The organism is Chitinophaga jiangningensis (assembly GCF_900142605.1).
In the GTDB taxonomy this organism is placed as follows: Bacteria; Bacteroidota; Bacteroidia; order Chitinophagales; family Chitinophagaceae; genus Chitinophaga; species Chitinophaga jiangningensis.
In genome coordinates, this window is the sequence record NZ_FRBL01000006.1 from 496260 (window position 1) to 516857 (window position 20598).

10 protein-coding genes are annotated in these 20598 nt (G+C 47.1%); 5 read left to right on the top strand and 5 right to left on the bottom strand.

Annotation, left to right across the window (positions count from 1 at the left end; all coding sequences use genetic code 11):
• Window positions 1–26: 26 nt before the first annotated feature.
• From BUB18_RS17680 to BUB18_RS17700, 5 genes are all read right to left on the bottom strand, one after another.
• Entirely contained in the window at window positions 27–1598 is a 1572-nt protein-coding gene (locus BUB18_RS17680) for a RagB/SusD family nutrient uptake outer membrane protein (RefSeq protein ID WP_073083645.1), read from the bottom strand.
• Between the two features lie 11 nt (window positions 1599–1609).
• Window positions 1610–5095 (bottom strand): SusC/RagA family TonB-linked outer membrane protein, encoded by a 3486-nt coding sequence (locus BUB18_RS17685; protein WP_083550199.1) that lies wholly within the window; start codon window positions 5093–5095, stop codon window positions 1610–1612.
• An 11-nt stretch (window positions 5096–5106) separates the two neighbouring features.
• A complete protein-coding gene (locus BUB18_RS17690; RefSeq protein WP_073083647.1) occupies window positions 5107–6132 on the bottom strand; it encodes a FecR family protein in 1026 nt (341 codons plus the stop codon).
• Window positions 6133–6204: 72 nt separating this feature from the next.
• Window positions 6205–6795 carry an RNA polymerase sigma factor gene (locus BUB18_RS17695; protein WP_073083649.1) on the bottom strand — a complete coding sequence of 197 codons (591 nt, stop codon included), beginning with the start codon at window positions 6793–6795 and terminating at the stop codon, window positions 6205–6207.
• Between the two features lie 148 nt (window positions 6796–6943).
• On the bottom strand, window positions 6944–7819 hold the full coding sequence (locus tag BUB18_RS17700; protein ID WP_073083650.1) for an AraC family transcriptional regulator: 876 nt from the start codon (window positions 7817–7819) through the stop codon (window positions 6944–6946).
• A 264-nt stretch (window positions 7820–8083) separates the two neighbouring features.
• Here BUB18_RS17700 and BUB18_RS17705 point away from each other — a divergent pair, with 264 nt between their 5' ends.
• The 5 genes from BUB18_RS17705 to BUB18_RS17725 all read left to right on the top strand — a co-directional run bounded on the left by BUB18_RS17705 (window position 8084) and on the right by BUB18_RS17725 (window position 20219).
• The gene (locus tag BUB18_RS17705) at window positions 8084–9103 is read left to right on the top strand and encodes a LacI family DNA-binding transcriptional regulator (protein ID WP_073083652.1); all 1020 of its coding nucleotides are present in this window, start codon (window positions 8084–8086) and stop codon (window positions 9101–9103) included.
• 242 nt (window positions 9104–9345) lie between these two features.
• A complete protein-coding gene (locus tag BUB18_RS17710) occupies window positions 9346–12444 on the top strand; it encodes a SusC/RagA family TonB-linked outer membrane protein (protein ID WP_073083654.1) in 3099 nt (1032 codons plus the stop codon).
• Window positions 12445–12469: 25 nt separating this feature from the next.
• Complete coding sequence (locus BUB18_RS17715) at window positions 12470–14044, top strand: SusD/RagB family nutrient-binding outer membrane lipoprotein (protein WP_073083655.1); 1575 nt, start codon at window positions 12470–12472, stop codon at window positions 14042–14044.
• A gap of 1156 nt (window positions 14045–15200) precedes the next feature.
• A complete protein-coding gene (locus BUB18_RS17720) occupies window positions 15201–18485 on the top strand; it encodes a SusC/RagA family TonB-linked outer membrane protein (RefSeq protein ID WP_073083657.1) in 3285 nt (1094 codons plus the stop codon).
• Between the two features lie 18 nt (window positions 18486–18503).
• Window positions 18504–20219, top strand: coding sequence for a SusD/RagB family nutrient-binding outer membrane lipoprotein (locus BUB18_RS17725; protein ID WP_073083659.1), 1716 nt, complete (start codon window positions 18504–18506; stop codon window positions 20217–20219).
• Window positions 20220–20598: the final 379 nt, after the last annotated feature.

The following is a 20598-nucleotide window of genomic DNA, read 5'->3' on the forward strand; positions in this document are numbered from 1 at the left end:
AGAGAAAAACTCGTGCAAAAGAAAGTTTATCTGAGATCCCACCACAGTGGCGTACCGCCGTTGTCCTCTCCTTTCAGCGTTTGTTTGGCCCGTGCCACCGCCTGTGGGTTTGTTACATATTCTATCTGGGGTATGGGTAGCCGGCGTATAAATTTTTCTGTGGAGATGGTACCGCCGCTGTTGTTAATAACTACCGGAAATAATTTAGGATACCCGGTTCTCCGGAACTCACTCCACGCCTCCTGCCCCTCGGGAAACATGGCAATCCACTTTTGGGTAATAATCTTTTCCAGCTTTACCTCGTAAGGAGCACCGTTGTCCCATTTAATGGTGGCGGTAGATAAATGTTTATCTCCCGGCGGAACGTTGTTCACCGGATTATGTGGGTCCACATAGGGTTTGGGCTTGCTGCTGTCATTGTTAATATAGTCACTTACGTTAGTAATGCCATACTGCTGAAAAGAAGTCCTGATACCTTTTTCATAATTGACACCGGCATCTCCGGCATTATTCCAGTTATTTAAAGCCGCTTCCGCTTTCAGGAACCAGGCTTCCGCAGCTGTCATAAACTGGATTTTGCTATCCAGCTTCACCAGCGATGAAAAGCTGGTGTACTCTTCCTTGGCGCTGATGGCGATACCATTACGAATACCATGATACACATCCGGGCCTCCTTCTGCATGCACAAAGTAATGCGGCAGGCGAGGGTCCTTGTAACCGGTGAGTATCGATTCCATGGGAGCGCCCATTCGGATATCCGCCCAGTTATTACACATGATGTTGAGCGGATGGGTCACAGGGGTAATATTTACATTGAAATTTTCATCTGGTGTGGTTAGTAGTCCTAATGGATGAGATAGCGCAGCTTCCCCTTCCTGTTTTGCCTTCTTAGGATCTATGCCGTTGATGCGTATTGCCAGCCGTAACCGGAGTGTATTGGCAAACTTTATCCATTTGCTGTAATCGCCCTTATACACAAGGTCAAAGTTCGAAAACCTCCACGCAGCATGGTTATTAACCGAATCGGTGAGCACACCAATCGCCTCGTTCAGATCCTTGAAAAAAGCATAGTATGCATCCCGCTGGGAATCATAATCAATGCTTTTGTCGGCATTAATCTCTCCATAATGTGTATAAATAACCGGACCGTAGATGTCACTCAGCCGGTGCATGGCCTCTACCTTCACGATCTGTGCCCATGCATAAAACTCCTGATACCTGCCTTTCGCTTTCTGCTGGGTAAAGTCGCAGGACTTCATCACGTTGCTGTAGGTCACAATCCATGGCTTTACATTCCAGTAGTAGAGCAGGCCGTAGTTGAGGTTATTGATATTGCCCTCGTATGGGTTGGGCGACATCATATACCCCGAAAACACATCCGCATTCAGGTTCTGCTGCAGCTGTGCAGTGGGCGGATCATTATAAATAAGCAGGTTCAGCTGGGCTTGCGACATGGGCTCGCCCATCAGCTGGAAGTCGGCCTTCAGCTCTTCCTCTGTAAAATCATATGGATTTTTGTTGATCTCCCCGAAGCGCTTGGTACAGCTGAGGAGCATCCATGCAACACTAATCACTATTAAAAATTTCCACCTTTTCATAGCTGCATTTTTTAAAATCCTACTTTTAAATTTATACCCATGCTGCGCACCGGTGGCAAACCAAATACATCCACGCCCTGTAAGCCGTTGCCTGTTCCCATGGATACTTCCGGATCAAATGGCGCATCCAGTTTAAAGAAGAAGAGGTTACGGCCTATCAATCCTACCCGTGCATTGTGTAACCATTTCCATTTAAGCGGAATACGATAACTTAAACTCAACTCACGTAAACGGATATTTGTAGCATCATACATATACAGTTCACCAATGCCGGCGCGGCCCCCAATAGTGGTGTAATACGATTGTGCGTCCAGAGTGCCGTTAAACGGTGTGCCGTTTTCGTACACGGCGTTGATCTTCACGCCGCCATTGTCGCGGGCTTTGGCGGATACTTCACTCACCCCATACCAGTCAAGCACGGCCTGGGTAACGCTCATCACTTTTCCGCCAAACCTCCCGTCCACCAAAAAACTCAGTGCCCAATCGCCGTAATAGATGCTGTTGTTAACGCCCAGCGTAAAATCGGGGTTGGGGTTGCCAACTCTTTTTTGTATACCTCTGGTTTTTAGGCGACCCTGGTCATCGAGCAGGTATTGCCCTTTTTCATTTTTCACCAACTCCTTGTTGCTGTAAATATCGCCCCAGGAGCCACCTTCCTGAATAAAGGAGCCAAACATGTTTACGCCGAAATCTGTCAGCACAAAGCTGTTGCTGTTATCCGCACCAGGGATCTCATCATTGCTGAGTTTGATCACCTTGTTGTTATTGGTAGCAAAGTTGAGTGTACTTGTCCAGTTTAATTTTTCATTTCGTACAGGCGATACAGTTACTGTGGCTTCCCAGCCTTTGTTCTGGATATTGCCCATGTTCAGGTAATAGGTAAGATACCTGGAGCCCGGAGGGGCAGGCACTTCCATGTATTGCTTATAGTTATTATTCTTATACCAGGTCACATCGAGGGTAAGGCGGTTTTTAAACAGTCTAGCTTCCAGCCCGGTTTCAAAACTCTGGTTATCTTCCGGAGCGAGGAACACACCGGGGTAGGGTGTACGCTGATTCAGCACCACCCGTGTAACACCGGCAATGGTTTGCATGGTAAAGGGGGCGGGGTTGCTGGCGTAGCTCGCGATATCGTTACCTACTTTGGCAAAGGAGATGCGTGCACGGAGGAAATCCAGCTGTTGCGGCATCTTCAGCATATCACTCAAAATCAGGGAGGCGCCTGCGGAATAGTAGAAGTAGCCTTTCTTAAGTGTAGGCGTGTAGGCAAAAGTGCTGGACCAGTCGTTGCGACCCGTAAGGTCAATAAACAACACATTCCTCACGCCCAGCTGCATGTTACCAAACAGGGCATGCATCTGTTTCTGGTCTACCGAATGCTGGGCATCCATGGCAACGCTCATGATATTACTCACGGCAAATTTATTCGGATACATTAATCCCGGGTCGGAGTTGGGATTAGCGCCGTTGTAGGTGCGTTCATGTGCACGTATATCAGTGATGCTGCCACCGAGGTTGCCTGCCAGGTGCAGCCAGTCGTTTGCCTTTCCGCAAATGTTGAGCATCAGGTCGCCGTAGAGCTGTGTGTTAAATTCCTTTTCCAGCGTATACCTGCCATTGGAAGCGGCCAGTACTACCTGCGTGCCGGCGTAGGCCTGCAGCTCGTATTCATCCATGGATTTATCGTAGCTACCGCGACTCTGTAATGATATCCAGTCATTAAATTTATAATTCAGGGAGATGGTAGCCATACCACGATAACGGTAATCCTTACGGATATTGCGCTTCAGGGCCCACATCGGATTTTGCTGGTCATCCTGCCCTATCCATCTTTTGTCGTAACGGATATTCCACCAGTTCTGCAAATAGAGGTTACGCTCCATGTCGGGGTACTCGAAATTTGTTTTGTAATAGTCGAAGTCGAGCCCCCGTGGGAAGGTGTACAATCCCGAAATGGGGCTGTAATACAATCCGGAGGAGTGGCGGTTATTGGTATTTTGTACCAGGAAGGATGCGTTGGCATCCACTACGAATCGGTTATTAAACAGTTTGAGCGTTTCACGGAAATTAAATGCGTGCCTCCTGAAGGTATTGGTAGGCAAAATTCCTTTGTTTGTTGTATTGGCGTATGATAAGTAGCTCTGTGCTGTTTCGGTGCCTCCGCTGTAGGAGATGCCGTTGGTCCAGGTATGTCCGGTCTGGTAAAAATCTTTTACATGGTCGGGGGCCTGTATTTTTTCGCCCCAGCTGCCGAGGGAGCCGGGTTGGTTGTTGTTGGTGGAGCCTATTCCCGGTGGATCTGTTTGTGCGTAGCGATATTGCAGGGAGGGCAGGAGGGACGGGGTTTCGATGGTAAAGTCGGAACTAAAATCGAATTTACTTTTACCGGCTTTTCCCTTTTTGGTGGTGATGAGGATCACGCCATTGGCGGCCTGACTACCGTACAGTGCTGCGGCGGATGCGCCTTTAAGGATGCTGATACTTTCGATATCATCCGGGTTGAGGTTGGAGATACCGTCGCCACCATCGCGGCCACCGGCTCCGATAATGTTGTTGGATTGTCCCCAAACGTCGGTAGGTTGGGAGGGCATGAAGTTGGCGTAGGGTACGCCATCAACGATATAGAGGGGTTGGTTTTCGCGGGTGGATTTGTTACCTCTGAGTACTACCCTTACTGATCCGCCAATTCCGGAGGCATTACGTGTAATTGTTACACCTGCAGTTTTTCCGGCGAGGGTATTCATCACGTTTGCGTCTTTTACGAGCGAAACGTCGTCGCCATTGAGTTGTTGGGTGGAGTAGGGCAGTTCTTTTGACTTCTTTTGTATACCCATGGCCGTTACTACCAGTTCTCCCAGTGCGCGCACATTTTCCTGCATGGTTACATTGATATCGCTGGAGGTGCCGAGCATTACTTCTTTGGTGAAAAATCCGACAGAGCTGAAAACGAGAATATCGCCCGGCGCTGCTTTGATGGTGAAAGCGGCCTCGGCGTCTGCCTGCGTGCCTTTGTTTGTGTTCTTAATCTGAATTGTTACTCCTGGAAGCGGCGTGCCTTTATTATCGCGTATAAATCCGGTTATATCTCTGTCTAATGAAACGTTTCTTTCCAACGCTACAGACGGTGAGGATTGGGAATCACTGTCTGCACCAACGATTATTTTGTTTTGTTTACGGGTAAACCTGAGTCCCGTTTGTGTTGATAGCTGTATTAGCACCTCTTCTATGGGAATTTTCACACAGTTGAGTGTTACTTTTTTCCGGAGGTTTAAGTCTGATTTATCATAATGAAAGTTTAATCCTGTTTTGGTTGATAGTTCCGAAATAACATCCTCCAGGTTTTTGTCCTTCGCCTGGATACTGACAATAATGGGTATAGTAGGTTCCTGAACATGCCTGACGGCGTTGGCAACGGAGGTCAGGCTACCTGCAAGCAGCAGCGTCAGTATCAGGCCAAAAGAGAAAAACCATTTTAGTGGGCATGGTTTTACCCTCATATTGGCTTGTTTTAATTTTCGAGATAAACGGTATCGCTTTTAATGGTGTACGTAAGAGATTTAATTGTGCAAATCACGTCCAATACTTCAGAAAGGCTTTCATTTTTAGTAAAGGATCCTTTATAATTCCATTCAATTTTGTTGCTGTTGTTAATAACGGTAACGCCAAAACGGTTTTGCAGTGCGCCGGCGATGTCGTTAAAGCTGGCGCCATCAAAGATCAGGTAGCCTTTTCTCCAGCCGATGATGTTATCCGGATTGGAGAAGGAGGATTTGATCATGTGGAGCGACACCCGGTTATACCGCAATTGCTCGCTGGGCATCAGGATAGTACCATTGTTAGTGGCGCCCGCTTTTTCCACTTTCACTTTTCCGGTGATCAGCGCTACGGTAATATCTGCTTCGCTGGCGTACGCGCGGATGTTGAAAGAGGTGCCAAGGGCTACGGTAGAGAGGTCGCCGCTGTACACAATAAAGCTTCTGATGGCGTCGTGCGTAGCGTCAAACATGGCTTCTCCTTCGTCCAGGAATACCTGGCGGGCGGCGTTGGTGAAATGTTCCGGGTAGCGCACTTTGGTGCCACCGTTCATGACGATGGTACTGCCATCTTCCAAAGTGATGGTTTCCTTTAAACCGTTAGGGGTGGTCACTTCCACAAAACCGTTGTTAACGGTACGGGTTACCGTTTTAGTGGAGGCGGCCAGTATTTCGGGAGATGCCGGTGCTGTTGTGCCAGGTTTGTTCGTAAATAGTAAAACCACTGCGGCCAGCAGGGCTGCGGCAGCAACGGCGAGATACCACGGGCGGAAGTTGCGCACCTTTGCCTGCGGTACGTTGGCTTCCACCTGCGGTGTTATTTGCTCGTTTATGAGGTGTTTAACTTCGTCTAATTGTAGATTCAGCGCATCATCATTCATTATCACCGACTGATGACGGTTGATATTGTCGAACCATTGTTCAATTATATCCGCTTCCTCCGGTGAGCAGGTTCCCTGGTTGTATCGTTCCAGTAATATTTTAATCTGTTCTGTGTCCACCTGATAGCGTTTTTGATATTGTAATGTCGTAATAACGTGGAATTAGTACCATTTCGCGCTAAAAAAATAATATCAGGCCATGAATCCCAGCAGGATGGAAACGATGATCAGGATCATATCCGGCTGGGCATAGTTGGCTCTTAATATCTTTAAAGCTTTGGTAATCTGGTTCTTAACGGTTTGTTGGGAGAGGTTAAGATGCGAAGCGATCTGCTCTACACTCAGGTTCTCAAACCTGCTCAGCATAAATATTTCCTTCATTTTCTCGGGCAGATGGTTGATGGCCTCAAACATTTCCTGTGTGCGGGCTTTGGTATCCAGCTGGTCGGAAATGGAATGTGGCTGCTCATCAAAATGCTCGATCAGTTGCTGAAGGTACTTACGGTAAGTCGTGTTCTTACGGTAGATGTCAATGATCTTATGCCTGGCTGCCTGGTACAGGTAAGATTTGAGGGATTCCTTGAGCACAAGGGCCTGCCGTTTCTCCCATAGGGAAACAAAAAGGTCCTGCAGCACGTCTTTACTGATTTCTGCAGCGTCCAGCTTACTGTAGATAAATAAGTACAGGGCTTTGCTGTAACGCTCATAAATGGCATTGAAGGCAGCAATGTTATCGCTTTTTAGCAGCGATACTAATTCGTGATCTTGATAACTGCTGTACATCGAATTACAGGAGAAGAAATGCGTTTGGTTGACTAAATGTTAACTACTATGAAAGTAAGGAATATTTTGGGAGATTTCCCTATTATTTTTAGGGAATAAAGTATCATATACGTGGTAATATACAGGGAAATCTCGCGTTAAAAAATAATCAGGCCTCTTTTAAACGTAGCTCATTCTTGTACTCTTTCGGTGTTTTACCTACTATCTCCTTAAAAAACCGGTTAAAGTTGGATAAATTTTTAAAGCCGCAGGAATAGGCGATTTCAGCAATCGACCAGTCTTCCTCGGTCAGGCGCTTACAGGCGTGCCCAATGCGTACCTCATTGAGGAACTGTACAAACGATTTCTTCGTACGGTTCTTGAAGAAGCGGCAGAATGACTGCGGCGATAAGTTGGTGATGCTGGCAACATCCTGCAGGGAGATCTCCTTGGAGAAGTTATTCATCACATACTTGAAAACTTCGTCAATCTTGTGGTTGTCCTTCAGGTTGTAGGCATGTGAATAACCGGTGCTGGCCAGGTAATAACAGTCCTTCGTTTCCGACAGCGTTTTGAGGATATGCAGCAGGGATATGATCCTGTCCAGCCCCTCTTTACGCGGCAGCGATAAAATTTCAGGTTTCAGCTTGTCGTAGGTGTCCCCAATGATTTTCATGCCGCGCTGCGCCTTGTGAAATAGCTCACTCAATGCCTTCGTTTCAGGCAATCCGTAAAACTTTTCCCCAAAGATGTCTTTCGGAAAATAAATAACCACTGAGCGGGCCTTTTGACTCTCATCTCCCTTATAATACCCCTCATCATTATACCATACGTGGGGGATGTGCGGACCCAGAAACACCATGTCACCTTCTTCGAAGCTTTCAATGCTGTCGCCCACGATCCTTTTCCCATGGCTCTCTGTCACAAATACCAGCTCACACTCCGGATGAAAGTGAAATGGTGTATTAAAATGAGGATCACACCGCTCTATGATGGTGATCTGATTATCGGCAAAGGCCCCAACTTTAATAAGGATGGGTTTCATTCATGTATTAATTTAAACGAGTATGATTTGTGGCATCTTAGCTTCATCGAAGAATACCATTGTCCTATGTTTGTTGCCAAATTATTAAAATTTGGTTAAAAAAATATCATCTTTTTTTAAATGGTCCTTTTATGTGATACAAATTAGAAATGCTTTATATACAAGACAGGTCAGCGTTATTTGGAATAATTGCTACAACGATGTAAATTTCAACTTCATTTTGTAAATTACGCTGGGCTAAATCGATATAGCATAACTCTTATTATGAAAGGTATCTCTATTAAAGATATTGCAAAACAGGCCGGTGTATCTCCTACCACTGTCTCATTCGTACTGAATGGAAAAGCCAAAGAGAAGAGGATCAGCGATCAGGTAAGCAAGAAAATCCAGAAGATAGCAGGCAAGCTTAAATATAAGCCCAACCAGCTGGCTCGCGGATTGCGCACAGGCAAAACCAAAACAATTGGCCTTATCGTGGAAGATATCGCCAACAACTTCTTCGCCACCCTCGCCAAAGTTGTGGAAGACGAAGCCGATAAGTACGGATACAAAGTACTCTACGGCTCCACAGAGGATAATACGGAAAAAGCCAAAGGCCTCCTGGAAGTACTCAAATACCGACAGGTAGATGGTTACATTATCACACCCACCAAAAATCTGGATAAGGAAATAGAACAACTCCAGGGCGCCGGCAAACCGATTGTGCTCATGGACCGCTATTTTCCACAGATGCCATCGCACTACGTAGTAGTAGATAACTATAAGGGTGCCTACACCGCCACCGAACACCTCGTAAATCAAGGCTATTCCAAAATCGCCATCGTTACCACCACCTCAGATCAGGTGCAGATGAAAGACCGCCTGCAGGGCTACAACGACGCCCTGAAAGCCGCAGGCATCACCGCCAATAAAGCGCTGGTGAAAAAACTGCCATTCGACCTCGACCGCGAAGGCTTTAACGATGAAATCAAAAAGTTCCTTACCGCCTCCAAAGGACTCGACGCCGTTTTCTTTGCCACCAACTACCTCGGTATCTATGGCATCGAAAGTATACGCAGCCTCGGATGGACCATCGGCAGCGATATCGGCGTAGTCTCCTTCGACGATCACGATATATTCCGCCTGCATAGTCCCGCCATCACCTGTGTGGCTCAACCTCTCCGGCAAATCGGCGAAAACCTGGTTTCCATCCTCATGAAGGAACTTAATCAGCCTACCACCGACATGCAACAGGTAGTGCTGCCGCTCGATCTCATTATCCGTCCTTCCAGCTTACACAAATAACCGGAAGCGTTCGTACTATAACGTTTTAGCGGTATCCACCACATTTTAACCAGCACTAAAAAAGTGCTGGTTTTTTTTGCTCGCCAGTCAACCCTTTTTCTGCACACTTTGTTATATCATAAAAAGTAATTACCACAAAAATCCCGGCTACAATCAGGATCTAAAACACATCAACCAATTTCCATTTGTCCCCTGCCTACCACGTCGATTGACTTTTTATTGCTTCACTTCATACAGTAAACATGCGTAAGAATTCTATTCATCTTATCCTTACTCTGTTAATGCTGCTGTCGGCACCACTCGCATGGGCCCAGCAGGACGTTAGCGGGCTGGTAGTCGACGACTCGACCTCCCAGCACCTGGTAGGTGTGGTGGTGCTCGTGAAAGGATCGGGCAAAGGAACCACCACCAACGATAAAGGAGAGTTTAAAATCAACGTCCCGCCCGGGTCCACGCTCTCCTTCCGGTATATCGGCTATCTGCAGAAAGAAGTGCCCGTAACCGGCGGCACCATGGAAGTACGCCTCTCGCCGGATAATAAATCCCTCAGCGAAGTAGTGGTAACCGCCCTGGGTATTAAGAAAGAAAAGAAAGCACTGGGCTACTCCATATCGGAAATCAAAGGAGATGAACTCACCCAGGCACGCTCCACCAACGTAGCCGCCACCCTCGCCGGTAAAGTAGCAGGACTCAACGTAAGTCCCGCCTCCTCCGGACCCGCCGGCTCCAACCGCATCGTACTCAGAGGTAACACCTCCATCGATAAAAGCCGCAACAACCAACCCCTCATCGTTGTAGACGGCATTCCTATCAATAACGATAACCTCGGCAGCGCCAACGAATGGGGCGGGCAGGATGCCGGCGATGGTTTCACCAGCATCAACCCGGATGATATCGCCACCATGTCCGTACTCAAAGGCGGTACCGCCGCCGCACTCTATGGCTCCCGTGCCTCCAACGGGGTAATCCTCATCACCACCAAATCAGGCAGCGCCCGGAAAGGAGTGGGAGTGGAGTTCAGCAGCAACATCGTGCTGGATAAACCCATCGTAAATATGCTCGACTGGCAGTACGATTACGGTATGGGCCTCAATGGGGTAAAGCCTGCCTCCGTAGCTGAGGCCCGCTCCGCAGGGCTCTTCAGCTGGGGCGCCAAACTAGACGGCTCTTCAGTGATTCAATATGATGGCGTGAGTCGCCCCTACAGTGCGGTGAAAAACAACTTTAAAAATTTCTACAAAAGCGGCTATACCTTCACCAACTCCATCGCCTTCAGCGGTGGAACGGATAAAATAAACTACCGCTTCGGCGCCACCGACCTGAAAAATGAAGCAATGCTTCCTAACTCCGGTATGCGCCGCGATAACCTCAGCCTCAACGTAAACGCCTGGCTGGGCCGCAAACTATATCTCACCGTAAACAGTAAATACAGCCGCGAAAGAGTTGATAACCGCCCGAGAGTATCCGACTCCCCGGGTAATGCCAACTACTCCATGTATATGCTGCCTACCAGCCTGGATGTAAATACACTCAAACAAAGTAAATACGACGCACAAGGGTTCGAAGCCCGCTGGGAAGCAAATGAATATGTTACCAACCCCTGGTTTTCGGTTTACGACTTCGAACAAAACGATAAGCGCGACCGCTTCATCAACTCCGCGGAACTGAAATACGATATCCTCCCATGGCTGTATGCCAAAGGCCGTATCGGTGCGGATATGTGGTACCGTAATAACTTCGCCATCACCCCCACCGGAACCGCCTACAACACCGCAGGTCAGATCAACGACCAGGCCCGCCAGAATTTCTACGAGGTAAACGCCGATGTGATGCTGGGTATGGATAAAACCTTCGGTAAAGACTGGCGCCTCACCGCTTTCGTTGGCGGAAACCAAATGCATAACAAAAACGACAAATTCTACCTGAACGGTAACGGTTTCTTCATTCCTTATTTCTACGATCAATCAAACCTCAAAACCAAAACCGTTTTAAACGACATCCTCGAAAAGAAAATCAACTCTGTATACGGCTCCGCGGAAGTATCGTTTAAAAGTTACCTCTACTTCACCGCTACCGCCCGTAACGATTGGTTCTCTACGCTGTCGCCTTCGGAATGGAGCATCCTGTATCCTTCCTTTGGATTGAGCTTTGTATTGTCAGATGCCTTCAAAATGCCGGAGTGGATCAACTTCCTGAAGGTGCGAACCTCCTGGGCACAGGTGGGTGGTGATACCGATCCATACCGCCTGTTCCTGGCCTACCAGGTGCAAAATCCATTCGATGGGTTGCCACTGGCCGACGTGAAGAAAACACCGGATGGGCAATATGCCGTACCAAATCCTACCCTTCGCCCGCTGGTGAATACCAGCTATGAAGCAGGCCTGGAAGCAAGGTTGTTTGATAGTCGCCTTACCCTGGATTTTGCCTTCTACACCCGCACCACCAAAGATGATATCCTGCAAACCACTATTTCCAATGCCTCAGGCTATAATGCAGCGTTTATCAACGTAGGTAAGGTGAAAAATACCGGTGTGGAAGTATTGCTCACAGGTGTTCCTGTACGCAATAAAAATTTCACCTGGGAAATCACGCCTAACTTCTCCTACAATAAAAACGAAGTGGTATCCCTGGACGCCGGTTCTACCAGCGTGCTCGTAGCAAACGTGCGTACGTTCAACGCTTCTATCCAGCATATCGTAGGCAAGCCTTTCGGCCAGATAGTAGGGTATAAATTCAAACGTGATGAGCAGGGAAATATCCTGTTTAACAGTGCCGGCAAGCCGCTCCAGGGCGATTATACCGCTTTTGGTACCGGCGTGGCGCCATTTGCAATGGGTATCACCAATACCTTTACGTACAAGGCCTTCCAGCTCAGCTTCCTCGTGGATGGTAAATGGGGTAATAAAATCTACTCCGGTACCAACGACTACTCCTATTACTTTGGCCTGAATAAAGCCACTTTACAGGGCCGTGAAGGAGGACTGAACATCAAGGCGCAGGACCCGGCTGATCCAACCAAATATGTAAATAAAAACGTAGCTGCACAGGATTACTACCAGAATATCGCATTCACCATTGCGGAGCCATTTATTTATAAGGGAGATTTTATTAAACTCCGTCAGGTCATCCTTACGTATGCGCTGCCATCTTCCGTGCTGGCTAAATCACCGTTTACCGGTGCTTCGCTGTCGTTTGTGGCCAGGAACCTCTGGATCATCTACAAGGACCTGCCAGGCATAGATCCGGAGTCGAGCTACACCAGCGGTGCCGGTCAGGGTGCTGAAGTAATGGGTTATCCACAGGCGCGCAGCTTTGGTCTTAACCTCAATGTGAGATTCTAGTCACCAATTTCTAAATCAGCGAACTATGATCCGTAACATATATAAAACACTGTCGGTGCTGGCCCTGGGAGCCATGCTGAGCATGGTGTCGTGTACCAAGAATTTTGAAAAGATCAATACAGATCCTACCTCGGCGCCGAATGTGCCGCCTTCCATTAAACTAACGAGAGGGTTAATCTATACCTCCGGCGGGGAATATGAGGCCTGGCGTGCTAATATCATTTACTGTGGTATGATGATACAGCATTTTGCCTCGCTGAACCTAACATACGTAGGGGATAAATACCTGTATAACGATGATTATTCCGGTGCTGCCTTTAACTCCTTTTATCCGAACGGGTTAAAGATCATCACGGATATGATGACGCAAACGGAGAATGATCCTGCTAATGTAAACTATGCGGCGATTGCGCATATTCTGCGGGTGGTGATATTGCAGCGTTTGACCGACTTATATGGGGATGTGCCTTACAGTCAGGCCAGCAAAGGATTTACAGATTTAACCTTCTATCCTGCCTACGATCAGCAATCTGCTATTTATGCCGGCCTGGCAGCCGAGCTGGAAACAGCTGCGGGCATGCTGGATGCGTCAAAGGCGTCTCCCGGCGATGCGGATATTACCGGCTACCGGGGGGATGTCACCAAATGGAAAAAGCTGGCTTATTCCCTCATGCTTCGTATAGGCATGCGGTTAAGTAAAAAGTCGGACCAGACGCAGGCCCGCACTATTGTACAAAAAGCCATTGCCGGCGGGGTATTTACGGACAGGTCGGAGGTATTTTACATTCGCCATGTAGATGGAGATTACGATAATCCCAACAGCCACGTAATAGGCACTTATGGTAACTCCCGCGGCCAAACGAATAAGGATAACCTGGCGATTAAATATTCCAAATCTTTCATTGATATGCTGAAAGCGAAGGGTGATCCGCGTTTGCAGATTATCAGTGAATTACCGAAGGCGGATTCTACACCGGGTGGTTCCGATTTGCCGGCACTGCAAAAAGGCTTGCGTAACGGTTACGACAACACGTCGGATCCGGTATACGGCATTGCCTCCGTGGACGATGCCAACCTCGCGCATTACTCACAGCCTAAGCAGGTATTGGTACTGGCTAACTCGCCTAATATTTTCCTTACCTACAGTGAGGTGCAGCTGATGCTGGCTGAAGCCGCCGCCCGCGGCTGGACTACCGGTACGCCTGCCACTTACTTTATAGAAGGGGTGAAGGCAGGTATCTGGCAATACACCCTTTATTCCTCTTCCATTGCTTACAATGATGCAGCGGCTACCACTTATGCCACTGCGCAGTCCGCGGCGCTTGCAGGTGGCCTCACTGCACAGTTACGGGCCATCAACGAGCAGTATTACATCACTACATTGCTGAATGAATACGAGGCATATGCCAACTGGCGCCGTACAGGCTATCCTGTGCTTACGCCGGTGAATTATAAGAATAACGAAACCAATGGGCAGATACCGAGACGGCTGCGTTACCCGCGTGGGGAATACAACTCTAATGCTACTAATATAAATGCAGCAGTGGCAGCGCAGGGGGCGGATTTGTTTACCACGCCGGTTTGGTGGGATAAGCCGTAGGAGGTTTAACAGCGCCCGTTTGAATGCTACGGTATAAAGGGTAGCAGCCATATTAATTCGTGTAGAGACGCCTCGCAGGCGTCTATTCGGGTAAATCTATACTTCAATCTTCGCTAAAATCAATTATGTATTGATCTTAGCGAAGATCGCGAAGGAGATTATGTTTTGATAGACGGGAGGCCTTACCTCTCTACGCGGAACAAAACGGACACCAATCAGCAAAAATTAATAGATAAAGCCATTGAAAGCGTAACAGCAGCATTCCTCACTGTTGTTACGCTTTTTTATTTCAGGGGGCCATAGTGTAAATTCTACGCAATCTTACCCCGAAAAAAATCTTAAAAAAATTTTAACAAAATATTTGTGTTGCATGGAAAGTTTAACTAAGTTTGATATTAGAAAGCAGTAGGATAGATCCGGCTTTCTTTTTTTAGATACAGTAGCTAAAACGTTTTACTGCTGTATTTTGACCTTACAACGAATGCAACGATTAACTAGGACAGACCAAAATCGAAGAGTTAAGTAAGAGAGCCAAGTGTAGCGTTTATCCTGAAAATACAATACCAACGAATTGCTTAACATGAGTTAATAGAGTACGTAGTTATCAACCAGTTTTTTGCAAACGATGAGAAAGTGAACTTTGCTTTAGGAAAAAGGTGACGCTATAATATCTCCCTGATCTCAGCAACAGTACAAACACAATTGAAGGTATGACCTGCATCAAAGTCAATGTAGACTTATGTTTGCAAGTGATAACTCCATCGCTGCATGATTGCTTTATGCCGGTTTTTCCACCGCGAAAAATTTCGGAGCGGCACTGCTATACCCAGTGTACAACCTATTATATTCAAAATCTGTGAATTATAAAATCACTTAACAGTTAGCATGAATTAAAACAGAAAGGCAATTATTATCAACCACTTATTGCACACGATGTAACGGAGTAACTGCTTACCAGTAAGTACCAGCAAGGATTTCCGGCGATAAACAACTATTCAGGCCCGCATGGCCTGCAGGACTTTTCATGCCATCACATCACTGCAATCACATTTTTTTAAACCGGTTTTATCAACAGTAAAATAACGGACAGCCACTGCTATGCCCGGTGCTGAACGGAATATGTTCACTTTCTAATTATCTCTTAAATCAGTAAACCATGAAAAGATCGCTAACCTTACTTGCGGTCCTTTTGGCGGTATGCAGCCAAATCGTTTCTGCGCAGGATCAACGTAATATCTCCGGCGTAGTGCACGATGCAAAAGGAAACCCATTGCCAGGGGTAACAATTCTGCAAAAAGGTACCAAAACAGGTACCACCACCGATGCTTCCGGTAAATTTACGCTCTCCGTACCAAGCGGCTCCGTGCTCCAGGTATCCATGGTGGGCTACGGTAAAACAGAAGTAAATGTTACAGCTAAACCTACGGTTGATATTTTATTACAGGAAGATGCCAAAGGCCTCGGTGAAGTAGTGGTTACGGCACTGGGTATCAAACAAAGTCGTAAATCACTCGGCTACGCGGTATCTACCGTAAAAGGAGATGAGCTCACCGTAGCCGGTACCACCCTAAACCCTGTACAGGCGCTGTACGGAAAGGCTGCCGGTGTTGGGGTTATTGCCGGATCTTCCGGCCCGATGGGGGGGATTAATATTAAAGTACGCGGGGCTGCCAGCCTTACCGAAGGCGCCAATAACCGCCCCTTGTTTGTAGTAGACGGTGTCGTAATCCGCGATGAAAATACGTCTATGGCTACACGCGATTACGATCCTCTGCACTCTGTTGACTATGGTACAGGTATCAACGATATTAACCCGGATGACATTGAATCCATCGATATCCTCAAAGGCGCTAAAGCCACCGCCCTCTACGGGGAAAAAGGAGCCAACGGGGTAATGATGATCACCACCAAATCCGGCGCCCATGCCAAAGGCTTCGGGGTAACGGTATCGCACCAACGTAGCATAGAACAACCTGTGAACTACATTAAATTCCAGAATGATTTTGGTTCCGGCACCTCCATTTATGATACTACCTATAAAGTAATCAATGGCGTTAGAACCAGGGCTTTTAACCCAAGCCGTTTCAGCTTCGGTCCTAAACTGGATAATGCTGCCGCAGTTTATTTTGATGGCACTACCCGCAACCTTAGCGCAGTACCGGACAACTTTATGAGCCTGTTCCAGAACGGTAGCTCCAACCGAACCAACGTGGCCATCTCTGGTAGCAACGATAAAGGAAGTATGCGCCTGTCGTATACCAACAACGGTTACGATGATATCCTGGAAAACTCCTGGCAAAAACAAAATACTTTCAGTTTCAACGGCTCCATGAAAGCAAGCAAGTTTGCCCAGTTTGACGTAACCGCCAACTTATTCAGTGTAAAATCTAATAACCGTCGGCCTTCCATTGATGGACTGGTAGCATGGGGTATGAACCGCGAATACGACTTCGATCAACTCCGTCCTTTCTATGTCGACTCCACAGGCCACCGCCCGGATCTCGATGCAGCGGGCTTGCCAACTATGGTATCAAAGATGTTTGACTTCTGGTGGAACCAGAATCAAAACTTCAACACCGACCAGAAAACACACCTGATCTCCTCAGCTAAAGTTACCCTCAACTTTACAAATGATATCAGTATGGTGACTCTTATCGGTATCGACTATACGAATACTGACTTTGTTAAGAAAGAAAAAGAAACCAGAATCTATCCTAAAATTCAGGGTGGTACCTATAGTCTGAAACGAAATAACTACACCATTCAAACGTATCAGTCGCACTTTACCTATAACCATGACTTTATAAATAATAACCTGCATGTGTATGCCCTTGCTGGTGGCGCCATCCAGCAGGATAATAATAACAGTGTATTCGCCAGCAGTACAGGCGGCTTCCGCATCCCGGGCTGGTTTTCCATTGACAACAGCAGTAGTTTCCCTTCCCTGGACGCAGCTAATAAGGCCAGAACTTCTACCAGAGGAAGCCGGGTAGTATACAGCGTATTCGGATCCTTACAGTTCGCCTGGAAAGACCGCTACTTCCTGGAGGCTACCAACAGGAACGACTGGAACTCCACATTGGCTCCGGAATTGAATCACTTCAATTATCCAAGTCTGTCCTTTACCTGGGATTTTACCAAAGATCTCCGCATTCCTAAGTTGAATTATGGTAAGTTCCGCATTGGCTGGGCAGACGTTGGAAAGGGTACCGCCGATAACTATTTTGCTTTCCAATATTATGAGATGGGAAGCATAGTGGGCTATAATAACGCATCAATTATCAGCGTGCAAAAAGCCATGTTTGCCAATCAGATCCGTCCGGAACGTAAACGTGAGTACGAACTGGGCTTTGAAGCAGGATTCTTTGAGAAAAGCCGTTTGCAGGCCGACTTCTCCTTCTACACCAACAATGTGTATAACCAGATCATGCCGGTGACCTTATCTGCCACCACAGGTGCGGAACAAATCCGTATCAATGCCGGTAATGTGAAAAATTGGGGTTATGAACTGATGGTGAAAGGCTTCCCTGTTATGACCAACAATCTCACCTGGACACTCGGTGTAACAGCTGCTACCCAACGCTCCAAAGTATTGAAGCTCTACCCGGGTATCAAGGTAAACCCAATCAGTGGTAATGCCGGCTTCCGTGTAGTGGCTGAAGAAGGCCGCCCGGTGAATGATATCAAAATGTATGACTACCTGAAAGATGAAAACGGTAACAAGGTGGTAAACGCCAACGGTTTGTATCAGCTTAGCAATGATATGAAAACAGTAGGTAACACCCAATCCAAAGTACTCGGGGGTATTTTCTCCGACCTGCGCTACAAAAGTCTGAACTTCCATATTGGTATTGATTATAAATTCGGCGGCAGTATCTTCTCCTATACCAACTACTATCTCACAGGGCTGGGTGTTACTGAAAACACACTGGCATACAGAGATACTGAGCACGGTGGATTAACATACTATATCGATAAAACTACCAACAAACCGGTTAAATTCGATGGCGCTACTGCTCCGGCACAGGCTAAAGATAACAGGCTGTATCATGATGGTATGATCCTCGATGGCGTGAAAGCCGTAACGGATGCGAATGGCACGGTGAAATATGAAAAGAATGATATCATTACTTCTGCTACTGCTTACTACCAGACTTACATCAATGACCTGAGCACAGGTTGGGGACCAGACAGATTATATAAAAACGATTACATCAAGCTGCGTGAACTGGCGTTGTCATACGACGTTCCACGCAAATGGCTGCAGCCACTGCATCTGCAAGGTGTAAAGGTAACAGCTGCCGCACGTAACCTCTTCTATCTGTATAAAACTTTGCCAAATGTAGACCCTGAGTCTACCCTGGGCTCAGATGTGTATATCGAGAATTCATTCTACCCATCTGTACGTAGCTATAGCCTTGGTTTAAGTGTTAGTTTCTAACCGAAAAATTGTCTACAAATGAAATTCAATTTCTCTAAAATAATTATCAGTGCTTGCCTGGCCTTGTCAATCATGTCTTGCCAGAAAGAACTGGAACAACAATTTGCTGATCCGGAAAAAGCAAACCCGCCAACTGATCAGAAATTTCCGGGGATGTTTACCGCCACCCTTTATGGTTGGAAGCTGTATGTTGGGGACTACGGCGAATGGTATTACCAGATGAACCCTGGTACAGGTATTCCAGGATATGCACAGATTGCAGAACGTTATGTTACTTCCCGTTATACCTGGTACAGTACTTATGACGACCTGGTTACCGGCAATGGTTTCAGTGACGGAGGGCTCGTGAACTACTTCAATAACTTCTACATAAATACCCGTAACTATGGTACTATGTTGAATATGTACAAAACAGTTTCTGGTGAGGAGAAGATTGAAGGGGCGTTGTATATCAAGTTAACTACCATCGTGAGAGATTATGGTGCGCTAAAACTGATAGACCTGGTAAATGCCATTCCATTCACGGATGCATGGCAGGGAACATCTGGTGTATTTTTCCCTAAATATGATGATCCTGCAAAAACATATGAGTTTGTGCTGAATGAACTGAAAAATATTGGAGATACATTACCGGTGCTGTACAACCAGCTTTCGTCATCTGCAAAAGGTGATTTCACTCGTCAGGATTTTGCGGCAAAAGGCGACATCAGCCTGTGGGTACAGTATTGCAGCATGCTGCGTATAAAATATGCAGTAAGAATTGCAGGTGTAAATCTAACCCTGGCGAAGCAGGTGTTGGCGGAGGAATTGCCAAAAGCTCGTCCGGCTGCTGATCTGGTATGGCAAATGCCACATGTCGCCGATCCTTTGTCAGGCGGAACATGGGAGAGAGGTTGGTATGAAAATACCTTTGCGTCCTTTATACCTAATACCATCCTGAAACGTATGAACTTCGGTACCAATGCCTATGAGCCGGGTATTGATGATCCTCGCCTGCCGGTAATAGCCATGCCTACCAAGTTTAAGGATTACAGAGGTGTATCAGGTAATACAGATGCACAGGAACCAGGGTACCTGGCTGGCGACCGTTACTATCCTTATGCCGATAACCTCAATAGCTCCCTGGCGCAGAACGCATATTCGATGTACAATCACGCCACCTATCATCGTAACACGCAGCCGGGCAACTGGATGACGCTGGCTGAGCTAGATCTGCTGCTGGCGGAAATTGCGCTGAAAGGATTGGGAACTACTGGTAAAACAGCTGCTGAGCATATGGAAGATGCAGTAAAACATTCTACTACTTATTGGTATTGGGTGAATAACCTCAGTACTTATGAGAAAACCAGCGTACTCCATCCAGCAGCACCTGCGCCTGCTGATGTGGCACTCTATGCTGCCACTGTGAAAGCAAAATTCCTGGCGGCTGCTACTGTGGAAGATAAAATGGAGGTGCTGATGCAGCAGAAATATATTCACCTGAATCTGCCTGGTGCTTACGAACTATTTACAGAACTGCGTCGTACACGTCATCCTAAGCTGGAGCCATTTACATTTGGCGGCAAGGTGATGAAGCCGGTAGCGGAAAGAATCCGATATCCAAACTCTGAACTGCAAACTAATGCAGAAAACTATGCAAAGGTAAAAGCAGAAGACAACTACATTACACCGATCTTCTGGGTACCTGCTGATAAGAGGGGAGTGACATATTACAGGAACGACTATAACTATTAAACTGTGCCTTAATAAGTGGTTTGACCCCGGGGGCTGCGCTTGCGCAGCCCTTTTTTGTTTGATGCTGTTAATGTTGCCTGCCTGCTGCCGTTTCCTTTGTGTTAACCACAGTTTTCCCCCGCATCTCGGTCCATTCCATCTGAGTAATTACCTATTCACCTAACAACTCAGGCTATCAAGCCGTATTGCGCAGCCTCCCTGGCTTCCTTTCTCTGCCGTTTAGCTACAGCCATCCGGCTATCTCGGTATTTTCCATGGTCGCAATAACCTTTTTATAACAACACCCGCTATTAAGCCCCCGCCGCACGCAGCGCGGTTCCCCCCCCTGCCACCGAAGGTGGCAGGGCATCCTCCAAAATCTCCGCCCTTGGCAAACCAT

What these genes read in the sequence shown, in the direction of transcription:
- BUB18_RS17680 (WP_073083645.1), bottom strand. Translation starts at nt 1,598, where the DNA reads ATGAAAAGGTGGAAATTTTTAATAGTGATTAGTGTTGCATGGATGCTC.
- BUB18_RS17685 (WP_083550199.1), bottom strand. Translation starts at nt 5,095, where the DNA reads ATGAGGGTAAAACCATGCCCACTAAAATGGTTTTTCTCTTTTGGCCTG.
- BUB18_RS17725 (WP_073083659.1), top strand. Translation starts at nt 18,504, where the DNA reads ATGAAATTCAATTTCTCTAAAATAATTATCAGTGCTTGCCTGGCCTTG.
- BUB18_RS17705 (WP_073083652.1), top strand. Translation starts at nt 8,084, where the DNA reads ATGAAAGGTATCTCTATTAAAGATATTGCAAAACAGGCCGGTGTATCT.
- BUB18_RS17720 (WP_073083657.1), top strand. Translation starts at nt 15,201, where the DNA reads ATGAAAAGATCGCTAACCTTACTTGCGGTCCTTTTGGCGGTATGCAGC.
- BUB18_RS17715 (WP_073083655.1), top strand. Translation starts at nt 12,470, where the DNA reads ATGATCCGTAACATATATAAAACACTGTCGGTGCTGGCCCTGGGAGCC.
- BUB18_RS17695 (WP_073083649.1), bottom strand. Translation starts at nt 6,795, where the DNA reads ATGTACAGCAGTTATCAAGATCACGAATTAGTATCGCTGCTAAAAAGC.
- BUB18_RS17710 (WP_073083654.1), top strand. Translation starts at nt 9,346, where the DNA reads ATGCGTAAGAATTCTATTCATCTTATCCTTACTCTGTTAATGCTGCTG.
- BUB18_RS17700 (WP_073083650.1), bottom strand. Translation starts at nt 7,819, where the DNA reads ATGAAACCCATCCTTATTAAAGTTGGGGCCTTTGCCGATAATCAGATC.